This is a genomic window from Microbacterium sp. No. 7, from assembly GCF_001314225.1.
Lineage (GTDB): Bacteria > Actinomycetota > Actinomycetes > Actinomycetales > Microbacteriaceae > Microbacterium.
On the sequence record NZ_CP012698.1, the window covers coordinates 38,651 to 63,749 of the forward strand.

Here is a 25,099-nt window from a genome sequence, read left to right on the forward strand (position 1 = left end):
GGCAATCTAAGCGGAGACCACTTGCTGCTTGACGGGGTGTCCACGGCAGCCTGAGCCGAGTCCACCTCCACCGTTGACGGAACTGTTGTTCCGGATGCTGATGGTGGAGGTTTGGGATGGGATCTCGGGTGGATGTGTTCGCGGCGATTCGGCGTGATGCGCGGGTGGAGGAGCTCTCGATCAGAGAGCTTGCGCGCCGTCATCACGTTGGGCGAGCGACGGTGCGGCAGGCGTTGGCTTCGCCGGAACCGCCGCCGAAGAAGACGCGGGTGAGGTCGGCGCCGAGGCTTGACCGGTTCAAGCCCGCGATCGACGCGATGCTGCGGGAGGATCTGACGGCACCAAGGAAGCAGCGCCACACCGCGACCCGGGTACTGGATCGTCTTATTGAGGAGCACGGAGCGACTGAATTGTCGTATTCGACTGTTCGTAACTACGTCCGCTTTCGCCGGCCCGAGATCGACGCGGTCGCGGGCCGGCGGGTGGAGGTCTTCATCCCTCAAGACCACCAGCCAGGTGCGGAGGCTGAGGTCGATTTCGGCGAGGTGTGGGTGGTGCTAGCTGGGGTGAAGACGAAGTGCCACATGTTCGTGTTCCGGCTCTCTCACTCGGGGAAGGCGATCCACCGGGTTTATTCGACTCAGTCGCAGGAAGCATTCCTCGAGGGCCACATTGATGCGTTCGAAGAGATTGGCGGCATCCCGACCCGGCATATCCGTTACGACAATCTGACATCGGCAGTCCAGGCGGTGCTCTATGGCAACGGGCGCGGCCGGATCGAGAACGAGCGGTGGGTGCTGTTCCGCTCCCACTACGGGTTCGATTCGTTCTACTGCCAACCCGGTATCACGGGCGCACATGAGAAGGGCGGCGTTGAGGGTGAGGTCGGGCGGTTCCGGCGAACACATTTGACACCCATGCCGGTTGTCGATTCCCTCGCAGAACTCAACGCGAGAATCCGCGCCTGGGACGCGGCGGATGACAGGCGGCGGATCGCGTCGCGGATTCGCACAGTCGGCCAGGACTTCGCCGTCGAACAGGCACTGCTGTCGCCGCTGCCGTATGAGCGATTCGATCCAGGCCTGACGCTGCATCCGCGGGTCGACAGGTCGAGTCTGATCACGGTTCGGATGGCGAAGTACTCCGTCCCCGCCCATCTGATCGGCCGGAACGTCCGCGTCTCATTACGCGCGTCCGTGGTCGTCGTTTTCGACGGGCACCAGGAAGTTGCCCGCCATGAGCGAGTTGTCGCGCGCGGCGGACAATCAGTCGTCCTCGACCATTACCTCGAGGTGTTGCGTCAGAAGCCCGGAGCGCTCCCGGGAGCCACCGCCTTAGCGAGGGCGCGGGAGGCCGGAGTGTTTACGGCTGCCCACGATGCGTTCTGGGCGGCCGCCCGCAAGACCGATGGTGATGCCGTCGGCACGCGAGCCCTCATTGATGTTCTGCTTCTGCACCGGAGCATGCCCGCAGAGGAAGTGATCGCCGGCATCCACGCAGCACTCCAAGTCGGGGCAGTCACCGCCGATGTCGTCGCTGTCGAAGCCCGCAGACAAACTTCGACGGGTGGGCCTGGCCTGCATGGTCATCTCCGTGAACTCGCGTCTGGCCGCGAGCAACGAGTTGTCAGTCTCACCCAACGCCGTCTCGCTGATCCGGCCGCGGTGATCGCAGGTCTCCCGGCCGACACGAGACCACTGCCGAGTGTCGCCGGCTACGACGAACTCTTGGAACGTCGGGCACGCCCGACGCTCACGGACGAAGCGATTGATCGGGAAGGAACCACGGGAACATGACCACGAAACCCACCACCGTCACGACGACGCTGCGCCGGAGACGCGGGCTCACCGAAGAAGCAGCGATCGCGGCTGTCGATCAGGCCTGCCGGCGTCTCCGGCTCCCGACTGTCCGCGCCGTCGTTGACGAGGCCCTGGTGACCGCGAACCGAGAGCAGCTGTCCTACCAAGGGTTCCTGGCAGAGCTACTGCTCGCGGAGTGCGATGATCGCGATCGGCGCTCCTCGATTCGGCGCGTGTCTGCGGCTGGCTTCCCGCGGAGCAAGTGGCTCGGTGACTTCGATTTCGACGCGAACCCGAACATCAACCCGGCCACGATCCACCAACTCGCTACCGGTGACTGGATCCGCAAAGGCGAACCGCTCTGCCTCATCGGCGACTCCGGTACCGGGAAATCGCATCTACTGATCGGTCTGGGAACCGCGGCTGCAGAGAAGGGCTATCGGGTCAAATACACGCTCGCGACGAAACTCGTCAACGAACTCGTCGAAGCCGCCGACGAGAAGCAGCTCGCCCGCACCATCGCTCGCTACGGCCGCGTCGACTTGCTCTGCATCGATGAACTCGGCTACATGGAACTCGACCGCCGCGGAGCCGAGCTCCTGTTCCAGGTCCTCACCGAACGCGAAGAGAAGAACTCCGTCGCGATAGCCTCCAACGAATCGTTCTCCGGATGGACGAGGACCTTCACCGACCCGAGGCTCTGCGCTGCGATCGTCGACCGACTCACGTTCGGTGGCAGCATCATCGAAACCGGCACCGACTCCTATCGCCTCGCCCACACCCGCCGACTCACTGACCAGGTCTGACCGAGGTCCTAGTAGATCGTCCCCATTGCTTCGCGCACCTGGGCCAGTGTTGACTCCGCCGAAGTGTTCGCAGCCTCATTGCCGTGGCGAAGAATCGCCCGCACGAGATCCTCGTCTTTGGCGAAGGCTTGCCGCCTCACGCGCAACGGTTCCAAGAAGTCGTTCACGGCTGTCGCCGTCATGGCTTTCAGGGCGCTGCTGCCGCCATCACCGATCTCGTCGGCTAACTCGGCTGGCTCGACACCGCGGCACAGCGCGGCCGTCGACAACAGCGCCGAAACACCAGGCCTGTCCTCGGGATCGAAACTGATCCGCCGGTCCTGATCGGTCCGAGTCTGACGAATCACCGCAACTGTCTCGTCCGGTGTCATAGATAACGCGATCGCGTTCCCGTAGCTCTTCGACATCTTCCGACCGTCCAAGCCCGGAACCTCCGGCGTCGACGTGATCAACGCATCCGGAACCGGGAAGACATCCCCATAGCGCTCGTTGAACCGTCGAGCGATCACGCGAGTCATCTCCACATGCGGGAGGTTGTCCTTGCCGACGGGCACGAGATTGCCTTTGCAGAACAGAATGTCGGCCGCCTGGTGCACCGGATAGGTCAAGAGCAACCCGCTCAACGCGCGCCCGGACGCCGCGAGTTCCGCTTTGACGGTCGGATTACGATGCAGTTCCGCCTCGGTGACCAAGCTCAGGAACGGCAGCATCAACTGATTCAGCGCCGGCACCGACGAGTGGGTGAAAATGGTCGTCCGTTCCGGGTCGATGCCCGCGGCGAGATAGTCGAGCACAGCGCTATAGACGTTCTCGCGAACGTGAGCCATCGTGTCTCGGTCGGTGATGACCTGATAGTCCGCGAGCACGAGGAACATCTCGACGCCAGCCTGCTGGAGACGCACCCGTTCCCTGATGGTGCCAAAGTAGTGGCCCAGATGCAGCGGCCCAGTCGGCCGCTCACCCGTGAGGACTCGAAAGTGCTCGGGGTGCTCGGCCACGAGGACCGCGACCTCTGCCGAGCGTTGCGCGGTTGCGATGAAGGACTCCATTTGTGTCTCCCGATGATTGGGAGCTACACGGAGTACTCGGGCCGTTCCACGAGCTGCCGTGCAGCCCGTGAACATACTTCAACCGGCTGCTATCGCAGCCACCACCAAGCGGAACGGTTGAAGTTCATGAACGAGATACTACCGGGGCCCGGAACCAAGACCAGAAACCACAGGGTGGGTCCCGTTTAGATTGCCGCCCTGGGCCCAGCTGAGGTTGACATTCTCACACGCTGAGCTCCGGAGGGAGACCCAGCTGATCACGGAGGGCTGCGAACCTCATGTCGATGTAGCGGAGACTGACCCGACTGCCGCGTTCGGTCGGCCAGAGCATGCCGGCTTCGTCCGTGAAGCGAGGGCGTGCGTGATCCACCCACTGTGCGAGACCTTGGGTGACCCACCCCAGCTCGGGCACGGTCAGCACCGAACGTCGGCGCGGCCCGGAGCCACGCGAGCCCTTACTCCAGCGAACCTCAACGGCACCGAACCGACCGAAACGAGGAGCCGCGCCATTGGAGCGCATATCCGCGACGTCGAGACCGACCGCCTCAGCACGGCGCAGACCATAGGCGTAGATCGTCTTGAATATCTGCGCGTCCCGAAGCGCAGCCAGCGCGCCCTTCCTCCCCTGGTCGAGAATGGACTCAACCCGCGCGTCTGCAGCGGCGAAGAACCGCTCGAGTTCGTCATAGGTGAGCGCCCGGCGCTGCGCCCGCCCTTCGTAGTCGACGAGGTGTGCGGTGGTGTTCCACTCATGGCATATCTGCTGCGGTGCCTGGCCGAACCGGCGTTCGCACTCGGCCGCCCATTCGTAGCGCCCGTCGCAGAGGTATTCGCAGAAGAGCCGAATGATCATCTGATACGCACGGATGGTCGACCGTGCCGCAGGACGAGCTCCCGACTTCGCGTGCGTCGTGTAGTCCTCGACGTCGCCGACTGACCACTCCCACGGGTATCGCCCCGTGAAAGCCTCGAACCGGCGAATCGTGAGAATCCTGCCTTGGATCGTCGAGGCCACAAGGCCTCGACTGACCTGCTGATCGCTCCATCCCGCGAGCATGGCGTCATAGACGAACTGCTTCTCGTCCAGTGGGCGCACGTTCCCAAGCAGCCGAAGCGCGGTCGCGCCGCCATGTCCAGAACTCACCCCGCCAGTATTGCATTAGATGCACCATTGATGCACCTGCGGCATGCAGTCAGTGCTGTGGAGTCGGCACGTTGAGCGCCGCGAGTTGCTCCTCGGAGCCTCGCGCGATCAGACGCAGGTCACTGTCGTTTTCGTCAATGTTCCACCGCACGAACGCGCAGCAACGCTGCTCGACCTCGACGAGTTCCCGCAGCCGGCTGATCGAGTCATCGACCTTGGCGTAGTGGACGACAAGCTCGGAATCGGTGCGTTCTGAGGAGAGCACATAGTCCGCGTCGAACGCTTGCCACTTCTCCACCTGCGCCTTGGCTTCCGCGATGGTCGGGAGCGTGCATGCGATCGGGACGTCCCGGAATGGGCCCTGCGTCATCGGATCTTCTCCTCTGCGTCTTCATCGTCATCTTCCAGGTCCTCAAGGACCTCGAACGGGGATTCCACGTCGCCGCGCCATGCTTCCAGCCCCTCGCGGATCGCGAGTACCGCGACGACGAGCGCTGCGACGGAGTCGGCCCACCACCAGCCGAACAGGCTGTTGAGAATGAGGCCGACGAACACTGCTCCGGAGAGGTAGACGCACAGGATGAGCTGCTTAGCATCCGCCATCACACTCTTGGAGTCCAGCTCACGTCCCGTGCGGACCTCGAACCAGGCAAGCAGGGGCATGATGAGCAGGCTCAAAGCGGTGATACCCAGGCCAAACGGGCTATGGTCCGGACCCTCCGCCTGGATCAGGCTCAGGACAGCGTCCACGGTGACGTATGCGGCGAGAGCGAAGAACGCGATGGCGATCACCTTGACGGTGACCTTCTCCCACCGCTCGGGATCCTTGCGGGTGAACTGCCACGCGATCGCGGCGGCCGAGAGCACCTCAACGACGGAGTCCAGACCGAACCCAATCAGCGCGGCAGACGATGCGAGCACGCCAGCCCAGACCGCGACGATGGCTTCGATCACGTTGTACGTGATCGTGAAACCGACGATGAACCGGACCCGCCGGTGCAGCGTGGTACGACGCGCAGTTGTCAGCGAGGAGTTCATGCCTGCGCCTCCGTTCCGCAGCAGCCGGGCACCATGCACGCTGCGTCGAGACACGGTGCGTTCTCGTCGACGGCAAGCGTCACATCGACCAGCGCCGTGAGCGCAGCCGCAAGATGCGGGTCAGCGATCTCGTAGCGGGTTTGCCGCCCTTCGGGCTCGGCAACGACGATGCCGCAATCTCGCAGACAGGTGAGGTGGTTCGACACATTCGAGCGCGAGAGCTCGAGCGAGCGGGAGAGCACAGCCGGGTAGGAAGGTCCCTCGAGCAGGGACATCAAGATCCGGGAGCGGGTCGGGTCCGCCATCGCGCGGCCGAGTCGGTTCATCACATCTAGACGGGAAGTAATAGTCAGCACTCGATGACTATACATCGAACGCTGACTAATACGCTAGCGTGCACCCAGTCCTTCGAGATGCATCTGGTGATTAATGCCCAGAGCTTTGTTCATCGCGAATCGTCCGCACACGCTGCGAGGGTATCCCCTCGGGGTGCGGCGGTCAGGAGGCGGGCTGGGTGATGTCGATGCCGGTGAGCCGGCGGATGTCGGCCACCAGGTTCGGGTAGCTCCTGCTGTCACTGGGGGTGTGCGGGATGGTGATGATCACCCCGGGCCGGTCGGGATGGAGGGCCTTGCGGTGGCCTCCTCGCGCCGCGGTGATTTGGAAGCCGTGGACGTGCAGCAGCTGCTCGAGCTCGCCGGTGGTGGTTGGCATGCGCCGGGAAGGTCCGCCGCCGGCACGTCTTGCGCGGCGATGCGGTGTGGTGTTCGGGTCGACCCGCACGAGGCCGACGATGAGGGCGTGGTCGTCGTCGGGGACGATGACGCCGAGATCTCCGCGGACATACAGCGTTCCGTTGTGCTGGTGCGTCGGTTCCGTGGAGTGCGGTGAGGAGATCGCCCGGTCGACGTCCGAGACGTCGATGCCGAGTTCGAGGATCTGAGCTCCCGCTTTGCGTGAGAGCCGGCGCCCTTCCGGCGTGCTCCGGGCCGCGGCCGTGGCGGTCGCCCGGGGAGCGACTCGCGCGGCGATCTGACGGGGAGTGGGTAGGCCAGAAGTCATGTGCTCGTGTTGATCGTTTCGTTGGGGGTCGGGTCAGGGCATCGCGGGTGAGAGGCGCCAGAACAGCCACGCCAGACCGTGCAGGAGCAGCGGGAGCATCAGACCGATCACGATGCCGACGACCGTGAGGATGTAGACCTCCGTGGCGACGAACGCGATCTGATTGAAGAACGGTGCGAGGGCCAGAGCGACCCACTGCAATGGCGTGATGGCGAGGAGTCTGCCGCCGTTGCCACTCACGATCAGCAGCGCGAGAAACACGGCCGCGATCGGGACGCCGAGGAGCAGCCAGGTCATCGCGGTGCCGGCGGTGATCGAGAGCGCCAGACCCGCGAGACCGCCAACGATGGCGACGATCGAGAGTCGTGTGCTGTTGAATCGGCGTGCCCGGTCGCCCCACACGTAGAGACGGGTGCTCCACGCGGAAAAGTCGAGCCGGTCGCCGGCTGCGTCGGTCATGATGAGTTCCCTTCTCGTCGGGGTCAGGTACTCATATAGGCCGCTGTTCTCCGCCTTCGCGGACACGCCGGCGGCTGTGGATTGTGGAAGCGGCGGAGGCCGGCGGAGTCCTACGCTCGGGCGATGGACGACGCGATGGAGGCCCAGGTGCAGCCACGGTGTCGCGACTGCCGGGTGGTGATGCGGGATCGTCCCGGCGGATGGCTGTGTCCGGCGTGCGGGTGGGTGATCCCGGTCGACCAGTCGATCGTGGTGCCGGTGTTCACCGGGCCGTCGATCTGGGGCGGGTGACCAGGCCTGGCTATCCGGCGAGCTTGGCGGCGATCGTGACCAGCAGCGCCGCGGCGACCAGGTAGGGGCCGAATGGCAGGCGCGTGTCGGCGCCGGGTGTTCGACGTCGACGAGCGAGCAGGATGCCGGCGTGCGGGATGGCGAGGATGTAGCCGGCGACGAGCGCGTACAGCGGGAGCAGCCAGCTGAACCATCCGGTGAGTAGCCCGATCGCGAGGAACAGCTTGATGTCTCCGGCGGCGAGGGTGCCGACCAGAGCGATCGCCGCGGCGACAGCGAAGATCACCGCGGCGGTGATGGCCGCCTGAGCGAGCAGCTGCCACTGCCCGGTCGTGGCGGCGAGCCCCGCCCAGTACCCGAGCAGCGCCGCGGCCAGCGGGAAGGTGCCTGCGTTGGGCAGGCGGCGGGTTCTGGCGTCGATGATGGCCAGGGGCACGCCCACGGCCGCGAACACGGCGATAGCGCCCCACTCCCCCACCCCCAGGCGCGATTCGGCAGCGAGAGGCGCTGTGAGCGCCGCTGAGAGCCCGAAACCGGCCGCGAGGGCACCGAGACACCACCACAGCAGCCGAGGAGCCGCAGAACGGCGCTGCGGCTCCTCGGTGCGTGCGGGATGTTCGGTCACCATGGCGTCGGGATCAGCTGGCAACGGCGTGCCGGCGACGCAGCTGCTCGATGAGCTCTTCGGTTTCGGGCTCGGGCTCGGCGTAGTCCGGGTCGATCTGCGTCAGCGCGTGCTCGAGTTGCGTGACCAGGCGCTCGACGCCGGCGATGTCGCCGGCCATGTGCTCGGCGCGGAGTGCGTCCCGCCAGAAGACCTCGTTGATCGGGTCGACCATGCGGCCGATCGCGGAGGCCAGGCGTGCGTTGCGGGTGTTGCCCTCACGCAGCGACCTGGTTGCGAGCTCGTGGGCGGCGTCACCGATCGAGGCGATCATTTCCTGGCGCAGCGTCTCGGCCCACACGTAGTACTTCTCCTTGACGCCGGAGATCGGCTGGCCCTTGACCAGGCCGAGCGCGCGCACGAGGTTCTCGGTCGTCGCTGTGGTCGGGTCGGTGCCGATCAGGGCGAGCCATTCGTCCCAGTCGCTGGCGAACGTGTCGGTGAGGGCGTAGACACCCTTGGTGGCCGGGACGAGGTAGCTGTGCCCGGCGCGGTCCTTGCCGAGCCAGCGTCGCGCCGCCGTGGTGAGGCGGTTGCGCGACGACGTGCCGCGGGCCGGGTCGCTGCCGGGCCACAGCGCGTCGTGAACCTGCTCGGTGCTGGCCTCGGGGTGGGTGGCCACGAAGGCGATGAGCTCGATCGCGCGCAGACGCTGCGAGTTCCACTGCTGAGCGTTGCTCGGCGCTTCACCCTGCGGGTTGAGCACGGTGACCGGGCCGAGCAGCTGCAGCCGGGGAGAGCGGAGGTCGACGATCGGCGCGAGGGTGCTCAGGTCGTGAGCGTTGTCGTCGACGGAGATCTCCGCGGTCGTAGTCTCGCCGGCGACGTCGGCCGGATCGAGCACCTGGTCGATGGCGTCGACGGCAACGGCGTCGACCAGGTGCTCGGCGGGAAGCTCCACGGCGTCGACAACTGTGCCGTTCGGGTCGAGCTCGGCGGTCTCAGCCTCCGGGTAGGGAGCTTCGTCTGTGGCGCCCTGGAAGATCTCGTCGAGCTCGACTTCGGCCGACGCCGAGGAGTGCTCTACGGCGGGCTGGTCGTTGGCGACGGTGAACAGGGCGAGGATGCGGGCGTACTCCTCAGCAGTGACGACCTGCGGGGTCAGCGGCAGGGTCGCGCCGTCCGTGTCCGGGATCTCGAGCTCGGCGGTCGTCCGGTCCTGCAGGCGGAAGTTCCAGCCTCCTGCCAGGTGCCCGGCGGAGATCGCGGCGATCCCCACGCGCGGCACGCGGCTGACGAGCTCGGCGAGCTCGAGCCGGGTGTGCTCGTCAGGCAGCTGGCCGAGCACGATGATCTCGGGGGTCCAGGACTCCGCCAGGGGGCCGGCGGTGCGCGCCTGCTCGAGGCTGGTGATCCCGGCGTCCTCGAGCGCCGCGGTGACCTCCTCGGCCTGGCCGCGCAGATCCCGGATCAACGCGTCGACGTCGTCGACGTGACGGACCCTGCCGGACCCGACCGCGTCGGGCAGCCCGGCGGCGACGCCGACCAGGGTGACCTGCAGGTTCTCCGCCCAGGTGCTGGTCGCGAGCTCGAGGGCCAGAGCGGTCAGCGCGGCCTCCTCGAGCTCAGGGGTGCCGTCGATGTTGAGCGAGCCGAGCTTCTCGAGATCCACGAGCAGGTGGGCGTCGTTCTCGTCGTGGCCGAGGGTGACCAGCGCCGGGTACGGCGCAGACGGGATGCGCTCGAGCGGGGCGAGGTCATCGAAGCCGATCGACCACGCCATCTCGTCCGGGGTGTCCTGACGGAACGGTGCGGGCAGCTGCGCGGGCTCGTCGAGGAAGACGGAGATCTCGTCGGCCGACAGGCGCAGTGCGTACAGGGCCGGGAGGGTAGCTCCGGTGTCCTGTGCCCAGACCGCGAGCATGCGCAGCGCGTGGTCGACGGCATCCATCCCCTGCGGGTTCTCCACGGCGCGAAGCTCGAGCTCGACGGTGGAGATCTCCTCGGCGGGCATCGCGATGCGCTGGCCGGGCTTGCGGTTGCGGCGCTGCTGAACGCGGCGCAGACCGAGGAAGCTGAGCAGCCCGGCGGCGAGTACTCCCCCGATACCAAGCGTGCGCCAGTCGGTGACGACGTCGGCCCAGTCGGGGGCGTCGCTCGCTTCGGCGGCCTCGTCGACCTCCGCCGGCGCGGGTGCTGCCTCGGCAGGTGTGCTCTCCTGCGGTGCCGGCTCGGCCGCCCCGCCATCGGTCACGAAGCCGAGGCCGGTGTCGGTGCCCGCGCCTTCGGCGGGCTCAGCGGCGGGCTCGCTGGCCTCACCGGCGCCGCCGGTCTGGTCTGCGGTGTCCTCGGTCGTCGACGTCCCTTCGCTGCCCACACCCTGATCGGTGTCGTTCGTCGCTGAACCGGCGTCGTCGGTCTCGCCCTGAGCGTCGTCGACGGCGGGGTCATCCGTGGCGCCCTGAGCGCCGTCGACGCCGGCGGGCGGTGTGACCGGCGCGGGAGCCTCGGTCGGCGCTTCGGTGATCGACGCGGCCGCGGCGACGTCGGCGGCAGGGATGGCGACCGTCCATCCGGGCACGATGAGGTTGGGGTCGGAGATCTGCCGCCCGTCAGGCTGGGTGATGTCACGGGAGGCCTCGTAGATCTCGGTGTACCGCTCTCCCGAGCCGAGCTCGTCTGCGGCGATGTCCCAGAGCGTGTCTCCGGAGACCACGGTGCGCTGCTCCTCGCCGGTCTGCGTCACGCTGGCGGGCGCCGCGGCCGCATCCGGGAGCTCGAGCACCATTCCGGGGTCGATGCCGTCGCGCTGCCCCACGGTGTAGCCGCCGGGCTGGGGGCGATCGCGGTTGAGCTCGACGATCTCCTGGTAGCGCTGGCCGTCGCCAAGGTGCTGCTCGGCGATCGCCCACAGTGAGTCGCCGGCCTTCACGGTGTAGGTCTGCGCAGCAGCAGGCGCCTGCTCGGCCGTGGCGGCCGCGGGCGCGGTCTCAGCTACGGGGGCAGATGCTTGGTCGGTCTGGCTGGTGACGCTGGCCGACACGCTCACGGGTGCGACGTCGGCGGCGGTCGGAGTGGCGGCCATGGCGGCGTTCGGAGCGAAGATCGCGATGATGGCTGCGATCAGGACACCGGCGGCCTTCTGCTGCACGCCCAGGCCGGGCAGCTTCATCCGCTTCACGCCGGGGCCTGACGTGGCGATCCGTAGCTGGTTCGGGATCTCCGCGAGGTAGCCGATCGCGAAGGTCGCCCATGCGGCCCACGCGATGAGCGGGATGACGGTGCCGACCAGGAACTCGCCGCCGTAGTCGGGCATCGTCAGCGCTGTGATCAGGCGGTCCCACGAGGGGATCGGGTTGCCGGCCAGGAAGATGAGCGCGGCAGGCAGACCCACCAGCAGCGCGGCAGACAGGATGAGAGCTCCGAGCCCTGCGGTGATTCGCCTCACGGTCGTCTCCTCGATTTCAGCGTCAGCGCCCGCGCGGTGCGGGTCTTACGTCATATAGGCCCCACAGCTGGCGGTTCGCGGACATCTGGCTTTCACCCGCCGACGTTGACGGTCTGCAATTCGTTGATCTCGAGCGGGACAGAGCTCGAGGTCGTCAGGTTGATCGTGCCGGTGGGACCGGCGAGTGAGGTCCACTCCACAACCCACTGGCTCGTCGCGGTGACGGTGTAGCGATCGCCGCCCTGAGACTCCGAGGTCGTGCGGTAGCGGTAGCCGCAGGTGGGTGAGTCGGTGACGCCGTAGCCGGTCGTGTACGCGGTGCCGGTGCCGCCGCAGACCTGCGAGCCGCCGTCGCCCATGTCCCATCGAACGGAGGTCACGCGCGCGGTGGCGGTGATGGTCTGCCCGCCGAGGGTTGCGGTCTCGGTGTACGGACCCCAGGTCAGCGGCTGCGGGTTCTCAACCCAGAGCCACACGGGAATGCCTACGTAGGAGCGGCGGTGGCCCCATGCGGGGTTGACCTCGGGCGCCATGCCGATGTCGATGCCGCGCAGCGCGAACGTCGAGATCAGACGCTCGGCCGCGACGCCGGGAGGCAGAACCTGCAGGCCGGGCGGGACCGTCTCAGACCAGAAGTTGGTCTCCTGGCCGACACCAGGGGAACCGCCGGGCGTCGGGTTGAACATGATGCAGCCGTAGTAGCCGGCCTTGTCGGAGTACCCCGGGGGGCGAGTCGGCCAGACGCCGTCCTTCATGAACACGTAGCACTGTCGGGTGTTCGACCAGTACGACGTCGAACCGCCACAGTCGATGATCGCGTAGAACCGCTGGTAGCTGCCGCCGTCGAATACGCGGATCTCGTCTTCGCTCCATCCCAGCTGCAGGAGACCTGACTGGGAGTTTTCGTAGTAGCAAGTCGGCGCACCAGGGGTCCACCCGTTGCTGTCTGGGTTCGGTGCCGGGTCGGAAGGCGCTGCGATCGTGATGAAGCAGACTGTCGTCTGCGGATCACACCAGACGCCATTTGCGGCGCTGGCAGGGATGGTCGTACCCAGGATTGACCCCGCGACCAGGACGGCCGCGGTGGCGATGGAGGCGAGGAGTCGTTTCAGCATGCGATTCGATGAGCCACGGATCAGCAGCTCTCCCCCAAGCTGATCAGGTCGTAGACCAACCAGGTCTCGCGCTCACTGTCGTAGATCACCTGGTAGTCGAAGGTGCTCCGAGGGTCGGGCCGCAGAGCTTCGGACCCGTCGCTCGCGAAGACCTTGTACTCGCTCGCGTCCTGGCATGCATTGATGGTCACGAGACCGTTCTCGACTTCCTCCCAGGGCTGTCCGTAGGCGGTGACGGTCTCGTACTTGATCGCTCCTTCGGTCGTCGCAGGGCCGTCAACGTTGACCTGGTCGACGTTGAGAACCGGTCCCTCCGCAACGTAGGCGGCGTCGTTGACGGCAACGTCAAGTGCCTTTCCCGTCGCGAGCGCTTCAAGCGGCGAGGGGTCGGTGCCACCCGCGGCGTTCACTTCGCCGCGCGTGGTGAAGTACTCGGTCAGCACAGACTCGGCCGCGCTGATTGCTTCATCCTCGCTTGCGGGAGGCGGGACCTTGGTGCCGGCGGTGGATGTCGGCGTGGGGGTCTCGCTCGCGCTGCCGGTGGGGTTAGGAGCGCCGGTGCCCGTGCAGGCGGTCAGCGTCAGTGCGGCAGCGATGATGCCGGCGATGGCGAGGCGCTTGGTGCTCATGGGGGCTCCTATTGGGTGATGATCTCGGCGGTGGCGGTTGCCTCGGCGGGGAGGGTGGCGATGCCGATGATGGAAACGAACTTCGTGCTGTACGACGTTTCGACGCTAACGGTGATCCGGTTCCCGACGACGTTTACGGTCCCGGTCATGCCGGAGGCTTCGATGTAGTCGGTCGCAGCGGTGCGTGCCCGGTTGTTGTCGAGGCTGATGCCGCCGTTGGAGACGACCTGCGCGGCGACGGCGTTGGCGGCGGCGCGGCTGGCGCCGGAGGCGATCGCTTGAGCGTTCTCGTTGGCTTGGATCTTCCCGGCGCCGTCAACGACGAGCCCGACGATGAGGACGAGAGCGGGAACGAACACCACGAAGAACGGGGTGATGGAGCCGCGTTCTTCGTCGCGGAGCTTGCGGAGCAGCTGGCGGATGGTGGTCACGGGTCAGCCTCGCTCTCGGTATGCGTCGACTGGTGAGGCGGCCGACGAGCTCATGGTCCGGCTTCCGGGGATGCCCGGGAGGGTGATGTCGGCGAGGCTCACGTCGCAGTTGACGGCGGCGGAGACGGTGCCGGTGGTGCCGATCGCGGTGTTCAGGCCGCTGGCGTCGACGCTCACGGTGAGAGTCGTGCAGGTGATGCCGGACTGGCTCATCGCGCGGCGTGCAGCGTCCTCGGCGTTGGTGACTGCGGTGCTGGCGTCCCGGGAGAGGGAGGCGGCTCGTGCGGCGGCGTAGGCGGCGCTCTGGGTCGCGTTGTCGGCGAGGGCGGTTCGGCCGCCGGCGACCAGGACGAGGATCAGCATCGCGATGACGGGGGCGATGATGACGATCTCGGCGGCGTTGGAGCCGCGCTCGTCGGCCAGGAGTCGCTGTCGGAGGCGGGTGATCATGGCACCCACCTTTCGACGGGTCCGGTGATGGTCTTGGTGACGGTGGTGTTCACTCCGGGGATCAGTCCGGGGGTGATCGCGGTGACGGTGGCGGTGACCTCGGTGGCGTTGCGGTCGACGTTCACGTTGACGCTGGTGAGCATGCCGCCGGCCTGATCGGCGGTGGCAATGCCGGCGTCGACGCCGTCTGCCGTGGTGGCGTCGTACAGGCGGGCTGCCTCGTATGCGTTGACAGCTGCGGCCTGGACGAGATTGGTGCCGTGGTACCAGAGGCCGCCCTGCACGATCGCGAGGATCAGCAGGAGCAACGCCGGCAGCACGATCACGGTCTCGGCGGTCTCGAATCCGCGCTCGTCTCGCACCGCCCGCCGGAGCGGACGGAGGAGGCGAGCGCGGATCGAAGCCATAGCCACGGGCTCAGTTGCTGGGCAGCAGTGCGATCTGACCGGTCACGAACGTCGTGATGGCGGCGATCGCGGCGGCGGCGAGGATGACCGCGCCGACCGTCAGGAAGATCTTCTCTGCGGTCTCGAGGCCCTCTTCGGGGGCCTCGCTGAGCTCGCGGTAGCGGCCCTTGGCGGCCTCCACAGCGACGGTGATGCGTTCGGTGATCTGGGTCATGGTGCTCTCACTTTCCGGTGTTGGTATTGCGGGGGCTTGCTGTTTTGGATTTCGAGTCAACTACGGGTGTTGCGTTTGCGGGGCTCCTACGTCATATAGGCCGACCGATCAGGGGTTCGCGGACAGGGCTCTTATGTCGCGAGGAGGTTCAGGATCAGCGGCGTGATGATGATCCCGACGTAGACGAACAGAGTGGTTGCCAGAGGCATCTGCATCCGCTCGCTCGCGCTGTTCGCTTTCTCGTGCTCCTCTGCGAGGAGCTTGTGCCGGAGGGTCTTTCCCCTCGATCTGAGTGTCTCATATATCGATGCGCCTTCCTCGCCCGAAAGTCGCACGATCTTGGCGACGTCGGCGAGGTCTGGCACGTCGATCTCGTCGGACAGGGACCGCAGCGCGTCCCACGGGGCGACACCGGCGTACCGGGCTCGGGTGAGCTCCTGGCGGATGCGGACGAACACCCATGACCGTCCGACGTCGGCGGCCGTTTCGAGGGCGCGTGCAGCGGTGGCACCGCGCTTGCGCTCGGCGGCGACGAGCTCGAGGTAGACGGCGACGGCTCGGGTGAACTCGGCGCGGGCGTCGTTGGCCTTCGAGCGGATGTCCTGGTCGACGCTGAACCACAGCCACGCGGCGAGGGGGATGCCGAGAAGGCCGGGGATGTAGAACGGCATGAATCCGAGGGCCTGCGCGAACAGCCCGAGCGCGAGCGGGGCTATCAGCCCGACGAGAGCGAGGAGCACCTTGTCGTAGTAGTACTTGTCCAGCGGCATCTGGATCAACCGCAGGTCGGTGGTCGGCACCTTGAGCCAGGAGCGCTCGGGAAGGTGCTGCGCGACCCATGAACCGACGCGGTGCTGCAGCGAGTCATCGCCAGCCTCGGGCAGAGCGATAGTGGTCTCGGTGAGTCGATCGAGGGTGGCGGCCAGGTGCGGCTGCCGAGGGATGAGGGCGCTGATGATCAGCGCCACGCCGGCGCCGAGGATCAGGCCCGGGATGAGAGCGAGCAGGTTCACAGCGCGTCCTCCTTCGTCTCGGGAGCCACGAGCAGCCGGGGTGCGGGCTTGCCGATGCTGATCGAGCGCATCCACACCAGGAGCAGGCCGAACAGGACGACCCAGATGGTCAGGAGCACCTGGCCGAGCGGGGTGGCGTAGGCGGCGGTGTAGGTGCCCAGGAACGGCAGCGCGGCGAGCACGACCAGGGTGGCGATCGCCACGATGCGGACCTGGGTGCGCGGCTTGGCGCGGTCAGTCTCGATCTGTCGGCGCACCTTCACTTCCTCGAAGATGATCTCCGCGAGGTCGTCGAGGGCTTCGGCGAGGCCGGCGCCGCGGGCCTGCTCTTTGAGCAGCAGGTGCATCACGATCAGGTCTGCGGTGGGGTCGTCGAAGTCGCGGGCGAACGCCTCGAGTGCTTCCCGCGTGGGCCAGCGGGCGTTGAGCCGGGCGACGAGCGAGCCGACCTGCGTCTTGATCGCCTCGGGGGCGGAGGCGAGCGACGAGGTCAGTGTCTGCTCGAGGCCGGCGCCGGCGACGGTGAGACCGGAGAGGCTGCGCGTCCAGGTCTCGAGTGCCTCGAGGCGAGCGATCTTCTGCGGCGCGTCGCCCTTGCTCAGGAACAGCGGCAGGGTGGCGCCGGCCACGGCAGCGATGGGGATCAGGATGAACCACCCGGAGTAGATGAACAGCAGCACGCCGGCGGCGAGGCCGATCAGTCCCCACATCTGCTGCTGCCTGCTGAACCGCGGGGTGGTGCGCTTGGCGCGCACGGGCTTGGCGCTGCCCGGCTCAGGTGGCTGGTAGGCGAGTCCGAGCACGAGCAGGATGCCGCCTGCGGCGGCGACCAGGATCGCGATCAGGATGCCGGCGTTGTTCATGCGGTGGCCTGCGAGTAGGGGCTGAGCTCGCTTTCGCGGAATCCGACCTCGGCGAGCTTGTCGAGCAGCTCGCGGGAGGGCAGCTGGCCGAGCTCGAGGGTCTGCGTCGTCTTGTCGAACGTGAAGATCTTGCTGATCGTGGGACGCGCGACGCCGTAGCTGTCCTCGCCGGGCTGGACTTCGCAGATCGATGTGATTACGCGCCGGGCCTTGCCGGTTTCGTGGTCACGGATCTTCGCCATCTGGATGATCAGGTCGATGTTCTGCGCGATCTGGCGGTAGCAGTACGCAGGGGTGGCGTTGGAGCCGTCCTTCATCATCAGGGTGACCATGCGCTCGATCGCGTCCTCGGGGCTCTGCGAATGCAGGGTGCTCATCGAGCCGACGCCGGACTGCATGGCCTGCAGCATCGCGTTGATCTCCGATCCGCGAACCTCCCCCACGATCAGTCTGTCGGTGGTGTGTCGCAGCGAATCCTCGAGGCCGCGGATCAGGGGGAACTCTCCTGCCCGCTCCCCCGACGCTCCGGGCTCGCCCTCGCCGGGCCGGTACTCGAAGGCGATCACGAGGGGGTGCTTCGCGGGGTTTTTGTGGAGGTAGAGCTCGCGTTCCATTTCGATCGTTGCGAGCTTCTCGTCCGGGGGGATGCAGTCGGCCAGCGCGCGCAGCAGCGTTGTCTTGCCGCTGGACTGGAAGCCGTTGGTCACGAGGCTGAGCCCTGCCAGCACCGAGGCTTCTAGGAACTTGGCCGCGAGGGCTGTGAGGGTGTGGGTCGCGACCAGGTCGGCGAGCGAGATGTCGACGTGACGGTGGATACGGATGGTCACCGAAGGTCGTTCGGCGACCGGCCGGGCAAGAGCCGCCAGACGCGCGCCGCCGGGAAGGTCAAGGTGCAGGGACGGGCGGGAGGCGTTGAACGATCGCGCTCCCTCACCGCGACGGGTGGCGATGAAGTTGATCTCGCGCTCGAGCTCGTCGTCGCTGATCGACACCGGGTGCGGGTACTTCTGCCGGTTGCCGCCGGCGAAGGTCAGCCACACGTTGTCATAGCCGACGATGTCGATGTTCTCGACGCCTTCGATGTCGACCAACGGCTGCAGCCGGCCGAGGCGGAACATCGCATCGAAGACAGCTTGAGCGATGTCTTCCTGCAGCGTCGGGCTCCACTGCTCTCGGCCGTGCCGCGTGAGATCGTCCACCCGTGCGCGGATGAGCTCGGCCGTGTGCTGGCGGGCCATGGTCTCGCGAGCTTCGTCGGTGAGGGTGGGGTCGGACTGGCCGGCATCGGCGAGGATCACTGAGACAGCGTCGCGGAACTCCGATACCGCGTCCCACGGGATGCGACCCTGATCCTCGAACATCGCCGCAGCGCTTCGGCGGCTCGGCGGCACGACCGCTCGGGTCGTCGGAGGGATGGATGCGGCGGTGTCAGCGACCGCGAACGGGTCGATGGTCGGGGTCGCCGCCGCCTGCGCGGGCACCTGCTGCTCGGCCCGAGCGGCCGCGCGCAACAGGTGGCTCGCTGCGGGATTCGCTGCAGGCCGCGGCGGCTGGTTGAACAGGGGCAGCGAGGAGAGGTCTGCGGGGTCTGGGGTGTCGTACTTAGCCATGGTCAGTCCTGTGCTGTCGGCGTGTAGCGGCGGCCGGCGAGATCACCGTCGAGGGCGGTGATGATCTCTGCCAGTGCCCTGGTGTATGGCAGGCGCCTGGCGGGGGCGGGAGCGCCGTGGGAGTAGTGAGCGGCGGTGGCGGGGTCCCAGGGCAGTGCGCCGACGAAGGGCAGGCCGGTCTTGGTGGAGATCTCGTTGGCGCTGTATCCCTGGCCTCGCAGCGGGGTGGTGGTGATTGTGAGCCCGAGGTAGTCGCGGTGGCCGGATGCCTCGAGCGTGGTCGCGAAGGCACTCGAGCTCGCGTACAGGGCGTGGATGTCCGGGAGCGTGTTCCCGGTGACCACGAGCACCGCGTCTGCTGCGGCGATCAGCGGGCTGCGGGGGTCTCCGGGAGCGAACCGTCCGGCGTCGACGATGATGTCCAGGTCGGGGGCGTTAGCGGTGCGCGGCAGCTGCTCGAGTGCGCGCAGCAGGTTCGCCCAGAACGCGCTGGTCGTTCCGCGTGCTCCGCCGAGGTCGTTGAACCCCGGGATGACGTAGCGGCCTTCGCCGAGGCTGATGGTCTGCGCGAAGAGGATCTCGCCGTCCAGGCCACCGCGGAGGTTGGCGATCGCCGCTTCGGTGAGGCTCTGTACGTGCTGGTACTGGCCTTGCAGGTAGCCGGAGAGGATGTGGCTGGTCTTGGCGATGTCGGCCTCGAGCAGGAGCGTCGGCCGTGGCCAGTTGAGGGTGAGGGCGGTTGCCAGGGTGGACACTCCCGGCGCGCCCGATGTGCTGGTGAGGTAGACGATCGACATTGGGGCTTACTCCCCCACGCCGTCGAGGACGATGGACACACGCTGCGTAGCGGCGCGCGCTGCGATCGACGCGGCTTCACGTTCGGGGACCACGACGTCGACGATCCAGGTCTGGTTGGCCTCGTCGTAGGTGGTGGTGAACACGGTGGCGTCGAAGGTCTGCGGGTCCGATGTCGGCGGCTCTCCCTGCGCGACCGGGGTGTCGACCAGGCGGACGGCGTCGCCGGCGGCGAGACGGTAGGAGGGCAGCTGGCTCGCGTTCACGGCGATGCCGACGATCGAGGAGCCGTCCGGGACTGGCAGCGTGTCGAGGGTGTTGCTGGTGGTCAGCAGTGAGCCAGCGGGCAGGTCGACGGCCGCGACCTGCCCGACGACGTCGGATGCCTCCGACGCGGGGATCGCGTCGACGTTCTGCCCGCCCGCGATCGAGATCGTCGTGAGGTCGTTTTGAGTGATCGCCTCGCCGCGCTGGACGGTGTCACTGACAGTCAGCACCGAGACGGTGCGCGACGTGGTGGTGGTCACGTACCAGGTGGCCAACGCGCCGATGAGGACGATGGTGATGCCGAGGGCGATCATCCACACGCGGCGACGTGACTTCGTCGGCTGCCCGACCGCGGCGGGTCGGGTCGGGGCCTTCTCGGTGTTCCGGGCACGCTTGCTGGTCTTCTCAGGGGCGGTTGTGGTCATGGGTTAGCTCTTCTCGATGGTGGGCAGATAGGCCTCGTAGGCCACGGTGATGAGGAAGTTGCGGCTAGGGGCTCCGACCTCGGCGGTGACGCGGTCGAGGATGTTCCGGTTGGTGTCGCTCATCTTCACGGTGTGCTTGACCCGGGCCTCCCCCGACGCCTTGGGCGCGGTGGGGTTGGGGCGGGCGAACAGGACCGTGCGCTCGGCTTTGCGGCTGGCGGCGGCGGTTGCTTCGGCGATGAGTTCAGGCAGGCGCTCATACGTCGTCTCGATCGCGTCGAGGAGCACGTTGTGATGGCTCCACCGGGTGGTGGCCATGTACGCCTGCAGTCGCTCGTTGAGCTCCTCGGTCAAGTGCACCGGAACGCCCTTGGAGGCCGTCTCACGGTCGCTGTCGCCGTCCGCGGCCGCGGCGGTGCGGCGGGCACCGCGCGTCTTGCGGGCCGGCGTGCTGGGCTCCTCTTCGGCGGGAGGCGTCGTCGCCTTCTCGATCGCCTCGGACTCCGCAGTCGGTGCGGGCTCAGTCTGCGTCGGTGGGGTCGGTGGGACAACCGGAGCAGGCGCCGCCTGCTCCCCCGCGGTCGGTGCGGGCGTGTCGACGTCCTTGGCGACCAGTGATCCCAGGCTCTTGCGTGCCATCAGTTCGCTCCCTTCATGGCGGGCGTGGCCTCTAGTGCGGTCTGTAGTTCGCGGGCGACGGTGGTGAAGTCGAAGATCGCGTTCTGCGTGGCGCGGGTGTCGCTGTACTGGGTGACGACCTTCCCGTCTAGTGGCCCGTCCGCGATGCTTTTGCTTGCCCGGATGTACCCCTCGAACCGGGGCATCTTGAGGCCGTCATCCACGAGTTCCTGCCAGTCCTCGAGTTGCCCGAACACTCGTCGGTCGATCCTGTTGAGCAGCACCCGGTAGTCAAGGCCTCGCGGTGCGATGTGCTGGGCGACAGTGCGCCGCAGCGCTGGGACGACGAGGGGCTCAGGGTTCAGCGGGAGGATGACGAAGTCCGCCACGTCGAGAACGGCGGACAGGACGGCGGTGTTGTCAAGGCTGCCGGGGGTGTCAATCAGCACGTAGTCGTAGTCGTCGGCGTTGCGGATCAGCGAGAGGTTGCCCGGGTCGACGTCTGCGGTGAAGTCGAAGGGCAACTCGTCCCCTGCGTTCTCTGCCCACCAGGTCGTCGACTCCTGCGGGTCGACGTCGACTACGAGGACGCGGTTTCCGCGCGTCAGGCATGCTGCCAGGTTCATGACGTTGGTCGTCTTACCGACCCCGCCCTTCTGACCGGCGACCGCGATGACCTTCATCCGTCCCTCCCGTTCCTCATAAGCGCCGATGTGGCGGTGTGGCTGCGATGACGTGGCGCAATTGCCACGCTCGACTGTAAGCACATGTGCAGATCCATAGCGGCAGTCTAGCGATCGACCGCCGACATATCAGCGGATGGTCCCCGCAATAAAGCCGCAATAGTGCGGGCGTACACCCGGCATAACGTAGCAACTAAAGCGATAAACACCCGGCATATCTGTTGCCTACTAGCGCATGCTCACAGGAGGTAAGCCGGATGTATGCCGCTCGGTTGTAACCACGTAGGCGGATGCATCCCGGAAGACAAGCGCAACAGACGCGCTATAACTGCGCAATATATGGCGCATGTATTGCGACGGATATTGCGAGCATCAGCCCGAGGTTCTTGCCACGGTAGAGCGCGGTGCATGCGGGGATCATCCGCCAGACCTCCGCGTCGTATTGCGCCGGTGGAGCGAACGATCAGCGGAGGGTGTTGCACCGATGAGGCTACCGCCGTGCGGCGATGTTGCGGCCAGGTGTGGTCTCGATGGAGCAACGGTCAGGCGGTGGTGTAGCCCGGAGGGCGGGGTTGATCGGCCAGCGGGCCGGTTCGGCGGGGGAGGCCGGTGACGATCATGCCCTCACGGGCCGTCAGGGTCATTCTGAGCGCCGAACGGCCCTACGCCCGGGTGTGAGGGCATCGCCGGACGTGACAAAGCCCCTGGGGGCCATCCAGGGGCTTCGTCGGCGCGGGGGTGTGTCAGCTGCGGCGGGGGGCGTAGGACACCCGCTCCTGCACGTCACCGCACACAGCGGTCATGAGCTTGGTGCGGATGCGGTGCACACGGCGGTTGAGAGTGTCGCGGCTGATGCCGAGCTCGTCGGCTGCCTGCTGGCGCTCCTCGCCCGGGTTGCCCTCGGTGAGCTCGATCCGGGCGAGCAGGCGGACCTCGTCGGCCGTGAGGGTGCCGTTGTCGATGGCCCAGGTGAACAGAGTGACGAGGTCGCGCAGCGGGTCGTCGGTCTCGGTGTCGGCGTCCGCGTTCACGAGGTGCTCCAGGGTCTCGTCGTCGACGGCGAGCTCGATGTCGGGGGAGGCGCCGAAGCCTCGCTCGAGGAGCTTGATGCACTCGAGTCGGATGTTGCCGGCGACCGAGCTCGTGCGGTGCAGCGGGTAGGTGCGAATGACCTCCCACAGTGCGCCGATCGTCGTCGCGGTGGCGTCGGTGGGGGAGTTGCGCCAGATGGCGCGGACGCTGCTGCAGGTGCGTGCCAGGCGGAACGCCAGGGGCAGGAAGGACTTGAGGATCACCTTGCCGGCGACGACGTCTCCGCCGTGCTCGAGCTCGAGCAGCTGGCTGAGGATCTGGTCGCGGTCCTCGGCCAGCTGGGGGCGGCGGATGAGCTCGATCGCCTCGTCGCCGGTGAGCTCCCCGAGGGCGCCGTAGTCGTGGCGCAAGGTCGCGAGCGTGCTGTTCCACTCATTCAGTAGTGCCCGCTCGAGGGTGGTGGCTGCGTTGTAGACGTGCATGGAAATGGCCCTTCGTCGCTACGTCGGTTGACGGCGGCCACGTTCCTCAGCACCCCAGGGTCAACGTCTGGATAAGGGCGCGCGCGATCGGCGCACGCACGCGCGTACTGGCACGCGTGCGCCTGGATCAGACCTAGAAAAAGCCAGATCACAGGCACGAAAAGCGAAGGGCCACAAGGGCGCAATATTCCTGCAAGAAATCTCGTCGTCCGGTGTCCGCGAAGCGGCGGAAGGGGGGCCTATATGACGTAGAGCCCCCGGTGCGGGGGAGTGAAGACGACGACGAGAAGGGAACGTGGCCGTGGCGGATGACAACCTCAGCGACCCGACCTGGGACAGCTTCAAGCCCGACGCCGCGCGCGCCATCCGTGCGACTCAGGGATTCGAGGATGCGGTAGCTCGAACCCTGGATCGACCGTTCGACACGGGCACCTACGGGGGTGTCGAAGCGGCCCTCGCGGAACTGCGCGCAGCCGCGCCGGCGGCGATGCGGGTGGCCGGGATTCAGCTGAGCGGGGGTGTGTGATGGCTCTGCGCAAGCCGAAGGAACCGAAGCCCGCGAAGGGGTCGAAGACGTCACCGGCGAAGGGCAGCGAGTGGACGGCCGGACGCGGGTTCGGTCAGAAGGCCGTCACCGGTGCGCTGATTGTCGCGGTCGCGTGTGGCCCGCTCGCGCTGGTCAACGCGACCATCAACGGTCGGCAGCCTCAAGCAGTCGCGCAGGTCGCCGTCGACGCACCGCTGACCGCCAAGGAGCAGTCGGCAGGGGAGTACGGTGCAGCGTTCGTCGCGGCATGGCTGGGAGCAACGCGCGAGAACGAAGGCACCCTCGCCACGTACATCAACCCGGCCGCGGTCGGGCAGCTGTCGGCCACCGAATGGAAGTACCGCGACCTCGCCGTGGTGTCGGTGGAGAAGACGGATGAGTCGGATCTGGTGAGCGTGGTCGTCGCCGCCAACGTCGAGGAGTTCGACATGGAGAGCGAGAGCGGCGCCACCGTCTGGCCGCGCCGCTACTTCGCAGTCACCGTCCGCGTCACGGACGCAGGCCTGTCGGTGGTGGGCCTGCCCGCTCCGATCGCTGCGCCGGCGAAGGAAGACGACGCCGTGCGTCTGGCGTATGGACAGACGGTGCTGCAGACCTCGAGCGCCCGGCAGACGGTCGAAGCGTTCCTCTCCGCATATCTGGCTGGCTCCGGCGAGATCAGCCGTTACGTCTCGCCCGGCTCGGAGATCTCCGCGATCACCCCGGCTCCGTACATGACCATCACGGTCACCGACGTCAAGAGCGACGTCGAGCCCAGTGACACCCCCAGCACGGGATCGGTGGTGCACGTCCTCGCGACAGCTGAGGTCTCGAGCGCCAGCGACCAGCGGCTGACCACGACCTACGCCCTCACGCTCACTGCGCGCGACGGGCGCTGGGAGACGACATCTGTCGATCTCGCCCCACTGGAAAGCGTCGAGCCCGGCGCCGACCCCACACCCAACCCGTCTCGATAGCCCGGGACGCACCGAAAGGACAGCACTGCAATGGCACTCTCCGAATACCTCAACAACCTCTTCTCGACGTGGACCGGCGTCTTCCAGGCGTTCGCGCTCCTGGCCTCGATCGCACTGATCATCGCCGTGGCGATCATCAGTCGACTGGCCTGGGGCAAGATCCTCGTCACCACGTTGGTCGCCGGGTTCGTGGTTTGGGCGGTCACGCTGAACGGCCTCGGCTGGTTCTCGCAGACCATCAACAACGAGACCAACGCCGCCCCGGCGATCACCGAGATCGTCGACTACAGCCTGGCTGCCTGACCCATGGCTAACGAGGAGATCGCCCGCTTCTACACGCGGTCGCGCCGATTCCCGAAGATGATCGGTCGGATGACCGATGGGTCTCGCATCCCGGGTGGGCCGTACACGCTCACCCAGGTCGGCTTCGGTGGCGTGGCCCTCATGGGGCTGCTGATGACGCGGACCCTGTGGAGCACGGGAGCGACTCTCCTCGATCTGGCTATCACGGTCGGTGTCGCCTGGGGCGTGACCTGGCTCGTCGGGCTCATCCCGATGACGCGCCGCAACCTCGTCCTCGCCTTCGTCGGCGCGGTCGCGGCGATGTTCAAGCCGCACGGGGGGAGGTATCAGGCCCGCCCGATTCGCCTTGCGCGTCCGCACCAGGCGATCGGGTCGACCCGGATGCCGCCCCCCGTGACGGACACCCCGGACGCCGAGCTCGAGGACGCAGCGCCCGCGCAGCCCTCGACTCTTCCCGAGCGCCGCCCTCAGCGCCCTGTCGCCAACCCCGCAGCCGAGCCGCGCGCCGCGGTCAGCGCCGTCGAGCGTCTGCTGCAGCAGGCCAAGAACACCAACTAGG

The 25,099-nt window shown here is 67.1% G+C and carries 30 protein-coding genes; 7 read left to right on the plus strand and 23 right to left on the minus strand.

The annotated features are described in order from the left end of the window. Window positions 1–116: 116 nt before the first annotated feature. Window positions 117–1,796: an IS21 family transposase gene (gene istA, locus AOA12_RS21385; RefSeq protein ID WP_054679554.1), complete on the plus strand. Its 1,680-nt coding sequence runs from the start codon at window positions 117–119 to the stop codon at window positions 1,794–1,796. Further along, window positions 1,793–2,605 (plus strand): IS21-like element helper ATPase IstB, encoded by an 813-nt coding sequence (gene istB, locus AOA12_RS21390; protein ID WP_054679557.1) that lies wholly within the window; start codon window positions 1,793–1,795, stop codon window positions 2,603–2,605. The genes istA and istB overlap by 4 nt, the downstream gene beginning before the upstream one ends. Window positions 2,606–2,613: 8 nt before the next feature. Here istB and trpS read toward each other — a convergent pair whose 3' ends face one another. The 7 genes from trpS to AOA12_RS21425 form a co-directional block, all read right to left on the minus strand. After that, on the minus strand, window positions 2,614–3,654 hold the full coding sequence (trpS, locus tag AOA12_RS21395; RefSeq protein WP_054679560.1) for a tryptophan--tRNA ligase: 1,041 nt from the start codon (window positions 3,652–3,654) through the stop codon (window positions 2,614–2,616). 223 nt (window positions 3,655–3,877) lie between these two features. Further along, a complete protein-coding gene (locus AOA12_RS21400; RefSeq protein ID WP_231637273.1) occupies window positions 3,878–4,798 on the minus strand; it encodes a tyrosine-type recombinase/integrase in 921 nt (306 codons plus the stop codon). A 49-nt stretch (window positions 4,799–4,847) separates the two neighbouring features. Next, window positions 4,848–5,168 carry a hypothetical protein gene (locus AOA12_RS21405; RefSeq protein WP_054687364.1) on the minus strand — a complete coding sequence of 107 codons (321 nt, stop codon included), beginning with the start codon at window positions 5,166–5,168 and terminating at the stop codon, window positions 4,848–4,850. Continuing rightward, window positions 5,165–5,836, minus strand: a complete 672-nt coding sequence (locus AOA12_RS21410; protein WP_028495396.1) for a cation transporter — start codon at window positions 5,834–5,836, stop codon at window positions 5,165–5,167. Before AOA12_RS21410 ends, AOA12_RS21405 begins: the two co-directional genes overlap by 4 nt. Further along, window positions 5,833–6,192 carry a Cd(II)/Pb(II)-sensing metalloregulatory transcriptional regulator CmtR gene (gene cmtR / locus AOA12_RS21415; protein WP_028495397.1) on the minus strand — a complete coding sequence of 120 codons (360 nt, stop codon included), beginning with the start codon at window positions 6,190–6,192 and terminating at the stop codon, window positions 5,833–5,835. Before cmtR ends, AOA12_RS21410 begins: the two co-directional genes overlap by 4 nt. Before the next feature lie 142 nt (window positions 6,193–6,334). After that, window positions 6,335–6,898 carry a type II toxin-antitoxin system HicA family toxin gene (locus tag AOA12_RS21420; RefSeq protein ID WP_054687366.1) on the minus strand — a complete coding sequence of 188 codons (564 nt, stop codon included), beginning with the start codon at window positions 6,896–6,898 and terminating at the stop codon, window positions 6,335–6,337. 33 nt (window positions 6,899–6,931) lie between these two features. After that, window positions 6,932–7,423, minus strand: a complete 492-nt coding sequence (locus AOA12_RS21425; protein ID WP_156366697.1) for a hypothetical protein — start codon at window positions 7,421–7,423, stop codon at window positions 6,932–6,934. 57 nt (window positions 7,424–7,480) lie between these two features. On the opposite strand from AOA12_RS21425, the gene AOA12_RS23760 reads away from it, so the two are divergent. Next, window positions 7,481–7,648, plus strand: a complete 168-nt coding sequence (locus AOA12_RS23760; RefSeq protein ID WP_197281240.1) for a hypothetical protein — start codon at window positions 7,481–7,483, stop codon at window positions 7,646–7,648. A 10-nt stretch (window positions 7,649–7,658) separates the two neighbouring features. On the opposite strand, the gene AOA12_RS21430 is transcribed toward AOA12_RS23760, so the two are convergent. From AOA12_RS21430 to AOA12_RS21505, 16 genes are all read right to left on the minus strand, one after another. Further along, window positions 7,659–8,276, minus strand: coding sequence for a prepilin peptidase (locus AOA12_RS21430; RefSeq protein ID WP_082406562.1), 618 nt, complete (start codon window positions 8,274–8,276; stop codon window positions 7,659–7,661). Between the two features lie 10 nt (window positions 8,277–8,286). Further along, window positions 8,287–11,700 (minus strand): LysM peptidoglycan-binding domain-containing protein, encoded by a 3,414-nt coding sequence (locus tag AOA12_RS21435; protein WP_054687372.1) that lies wholly within the window; start codon window positions 11,698–11,700, stop codon window positions 8,287–8,289. A gap of 92 nt (window positions 11,701–11,792) precedes the next feature. Next, complete coding sequence (locus AOA12_RS23975; protein ID WP_231637274.1) at window positions 11,793–12,815, minus strand: hypothetical protein; 1,023 nt, start codon at window positions 12,813–12,815, stop codon at window positions 11,793–11,795. 20 nt (window positions 12,816–12,835) lie between these two features. Next, a complete protein-coding gene (locus AOA12_RS21445; protein WP_054687373.1) occupies window positions 12,836–13,444 on the minus strand; it encodes a hypothetical protein in 609 nt (202 codons plus the stop codon). 8 nt (window positions 13,445–13,452) lie between these two features. Next, entirely contained in the window at window positions 13,453–13,875 is a 423-nt protein-coding gene (locus tag AOA12_RS21450) for a pilus assembly protein TadG-related protein (RefSeq protein ID WP_054687377.1), read from the minus strand. 3 nt (window positions 13,876–13,878) lie between these two features. Next, window positions 13,879–14,325 carry a TadE/TadG family type IV pilus assembly protein gene (locus AOA12_RS21455; protein WP_054687379.1) on the minus strand — a complete coding sequence of 149 codons (447 nt, stop codon included), beginning with the start codon at window positions 14,323–14,325 and terminating at the stop codon, window positions 13,879–13,881. Beyond that, complete coding sequence (locus AOA12_RS21460) at window positions 14,322–14,732, minus strand: TadE/TadG family type IV pilus assembly protein (protein ID WP_054687380.1); 411 nt, start codon at window positions 14,730–14,732, stop codon at window positions 14,322–14,324. Before AOA12_RS21460 ends, AOA12_RS21455 begins: the two co-directional genes overlap by 4 nt. A 10-nt stretch (window positions 14,733–14,742) precedes the next feature. Further along, window positions 14,743–14,946, minus strand: a complete 204-nt coding sequence (locus tag AOA12_RS21465) for a hypothetical protein (protein WP_054687382.1) — start codon at window positions 14,944–14,946, stop codon at window positions 14,743–14,745. 131 nt (window positions 14,947–15,077) lie between these two features. Then, window positions 15,078–15,959: a type II secretion system F family protein gene (locus tag AOA12_RS21470; protein WP_054687384.1), complete on the minus strand. Its 882-nt coding sequence runs from the start codon at window positions 15,957–15,959 to the stop codon at window positions 15,078–15,080. Next, window positions 15,956–16,822, minus strand: a complete 867-nt coding sequence (locus AOA12_RS21475; protein ID WP_054687386.1) for a type II secretion system F family protein — start codon at window positions 16,820–16,822, stop codon at window positions 15,956–15,958. The genes AOA12_RS21470 and AOA12_RS21475 overlap by 4 nt, the downstream gene beginning before the upstream one ends. Beyond that, window positions 16,819–18,432: a CpaF family protein gene (locus tag AOA12_RS21480; RefSeq protein ID WP_082406563.1), complete on the minus strand. Its 1,614-nt coding sequence runs from the start codon at window positions 18,430–18,432 to the stop codon at window positions 16,819–16,821. The genes AOA12_RS21475 and AOA12_RS21480 overlap by 4 nt, the downstream gene beginning before the upstream one ends. Before the next feature lie 2 nt (window positions 18,433–18,434). Beyond that, window positions 18,435–19,229 carry a hypothetical protein gene (locus AOA12_RS21485; protein ID WP_054687391.1) on the minus strand — a complete coding sequence of 265 codons (795 nt, stop codon included), beginning with the start codon at window positions 19,227–19,229 and terminating at the stop codon, window positions 18,435–18,437. A gap of 6 nt (window positions 19,230–19,235) precedes the next feature. Beyond that, a complete protein-coding gene (locus tag AOA12_RS21490) occupies window positions 19,236–19,919 on the minus strand; it encodes an SAF domain-containing protein (RefSeq protein WP_054687393.1) in 684 nt (227 codons plus the stop codon). Window positions 19,920–19,922: 3 nt separating this feature from the next. Further along, window positions 19,923–20,558, minus strand: coding sequence for a hypothetical protein (locus AOA12_RS21495; protein WP_054687396.1), 636 nt, complete (start codon window positions 20,556–20,558; stop codon window positions 19,923–19,925). Beyond that, window positions 20,558–21,220, minus strand: coding sequence for a ParA family protein (locus AOA12_RS21500; protein WP_054687398.1), 663 nt, complete (start codon window positions 21,218–21,220; stop codon window positions 20,558–20,560). The genes AOA12_RS21495 and AOA12_RS21500 overlap by 1 nt, the downstream gene beginning before the upstream one ends. Window positions 21,221–21,963: 743 nt before the next feature. Beyond that, window positions 21,964–22,734 carry a hypothetical protein gene (locus AOA12_RS21505; RefSeq protein ID WP_054687399.1) on the minus strand — a complete coding sequence of 257 codons (771 nt, stop codon included), beginning with the start codon at window positions 22,732–22,734 and terminating at the stop codon, window positions 21,964–21,966. A gap of 295 nt (window positions 22,735–23,029) precedes the next feature. Between AOA12_RS21505 and AOA12_RS21510 the strand changes: the two genes are divergently transcribed. The 4 genes from AOA12_RS21510 to AOA12_RS21525 all read left to right on the plus strand — a co-directional run bounded on the left by AOA12_RS21510 (window position 23,030) and on the right by AOA12_RS21525 (window position 25,098). Then, entirely contained in the window at window positions 23,030–23,260 is a 231-nt protein-coding gene (locus AOA12_RS21510; protein WP_054687402.1) for a hypothetical protein, read from the plus strand. Then, entirely contained in the window at window positions 23,260–24,237 is a 978-nt protein-coding gene (locus AOA12_RS21515) for a conjugal transfer protein (RefSeq protein ID WP_054687404.1), read from the plus strand. The genes AOA12_RS21510 and AOA12_RS21515 overlap by 1 nt, the downstream gene beginning before the upstream one ends. 30 nt (window positions 24,238–24,267) lie before the next feature. Beyond that, window positions 24,268–24,540: a hypothetical protein gene (locus AOA12_RS21520; protein WP_054687406.1), complete on the plus strand. Its 273-nt coding sequence runs from the start codon at window positions 24,268–24,270 to the stop codon at window positions 24,538–24,540. Window positions 24,541–24,609: 69 nt separating this feature from the next. Then, window positions 24,610–25,098 (plus strand): hypothetical protein, encoded by a 489-nt coding sequence (locus tag AOA12_RS21525; RefSeq protein WP_156366698.1) that lies wholly within the window; start codon window positions 24,610–24,612, stop codon window positions 25,096–25,098. Window position 25,099: the final 1 nt, after the last annotated feature.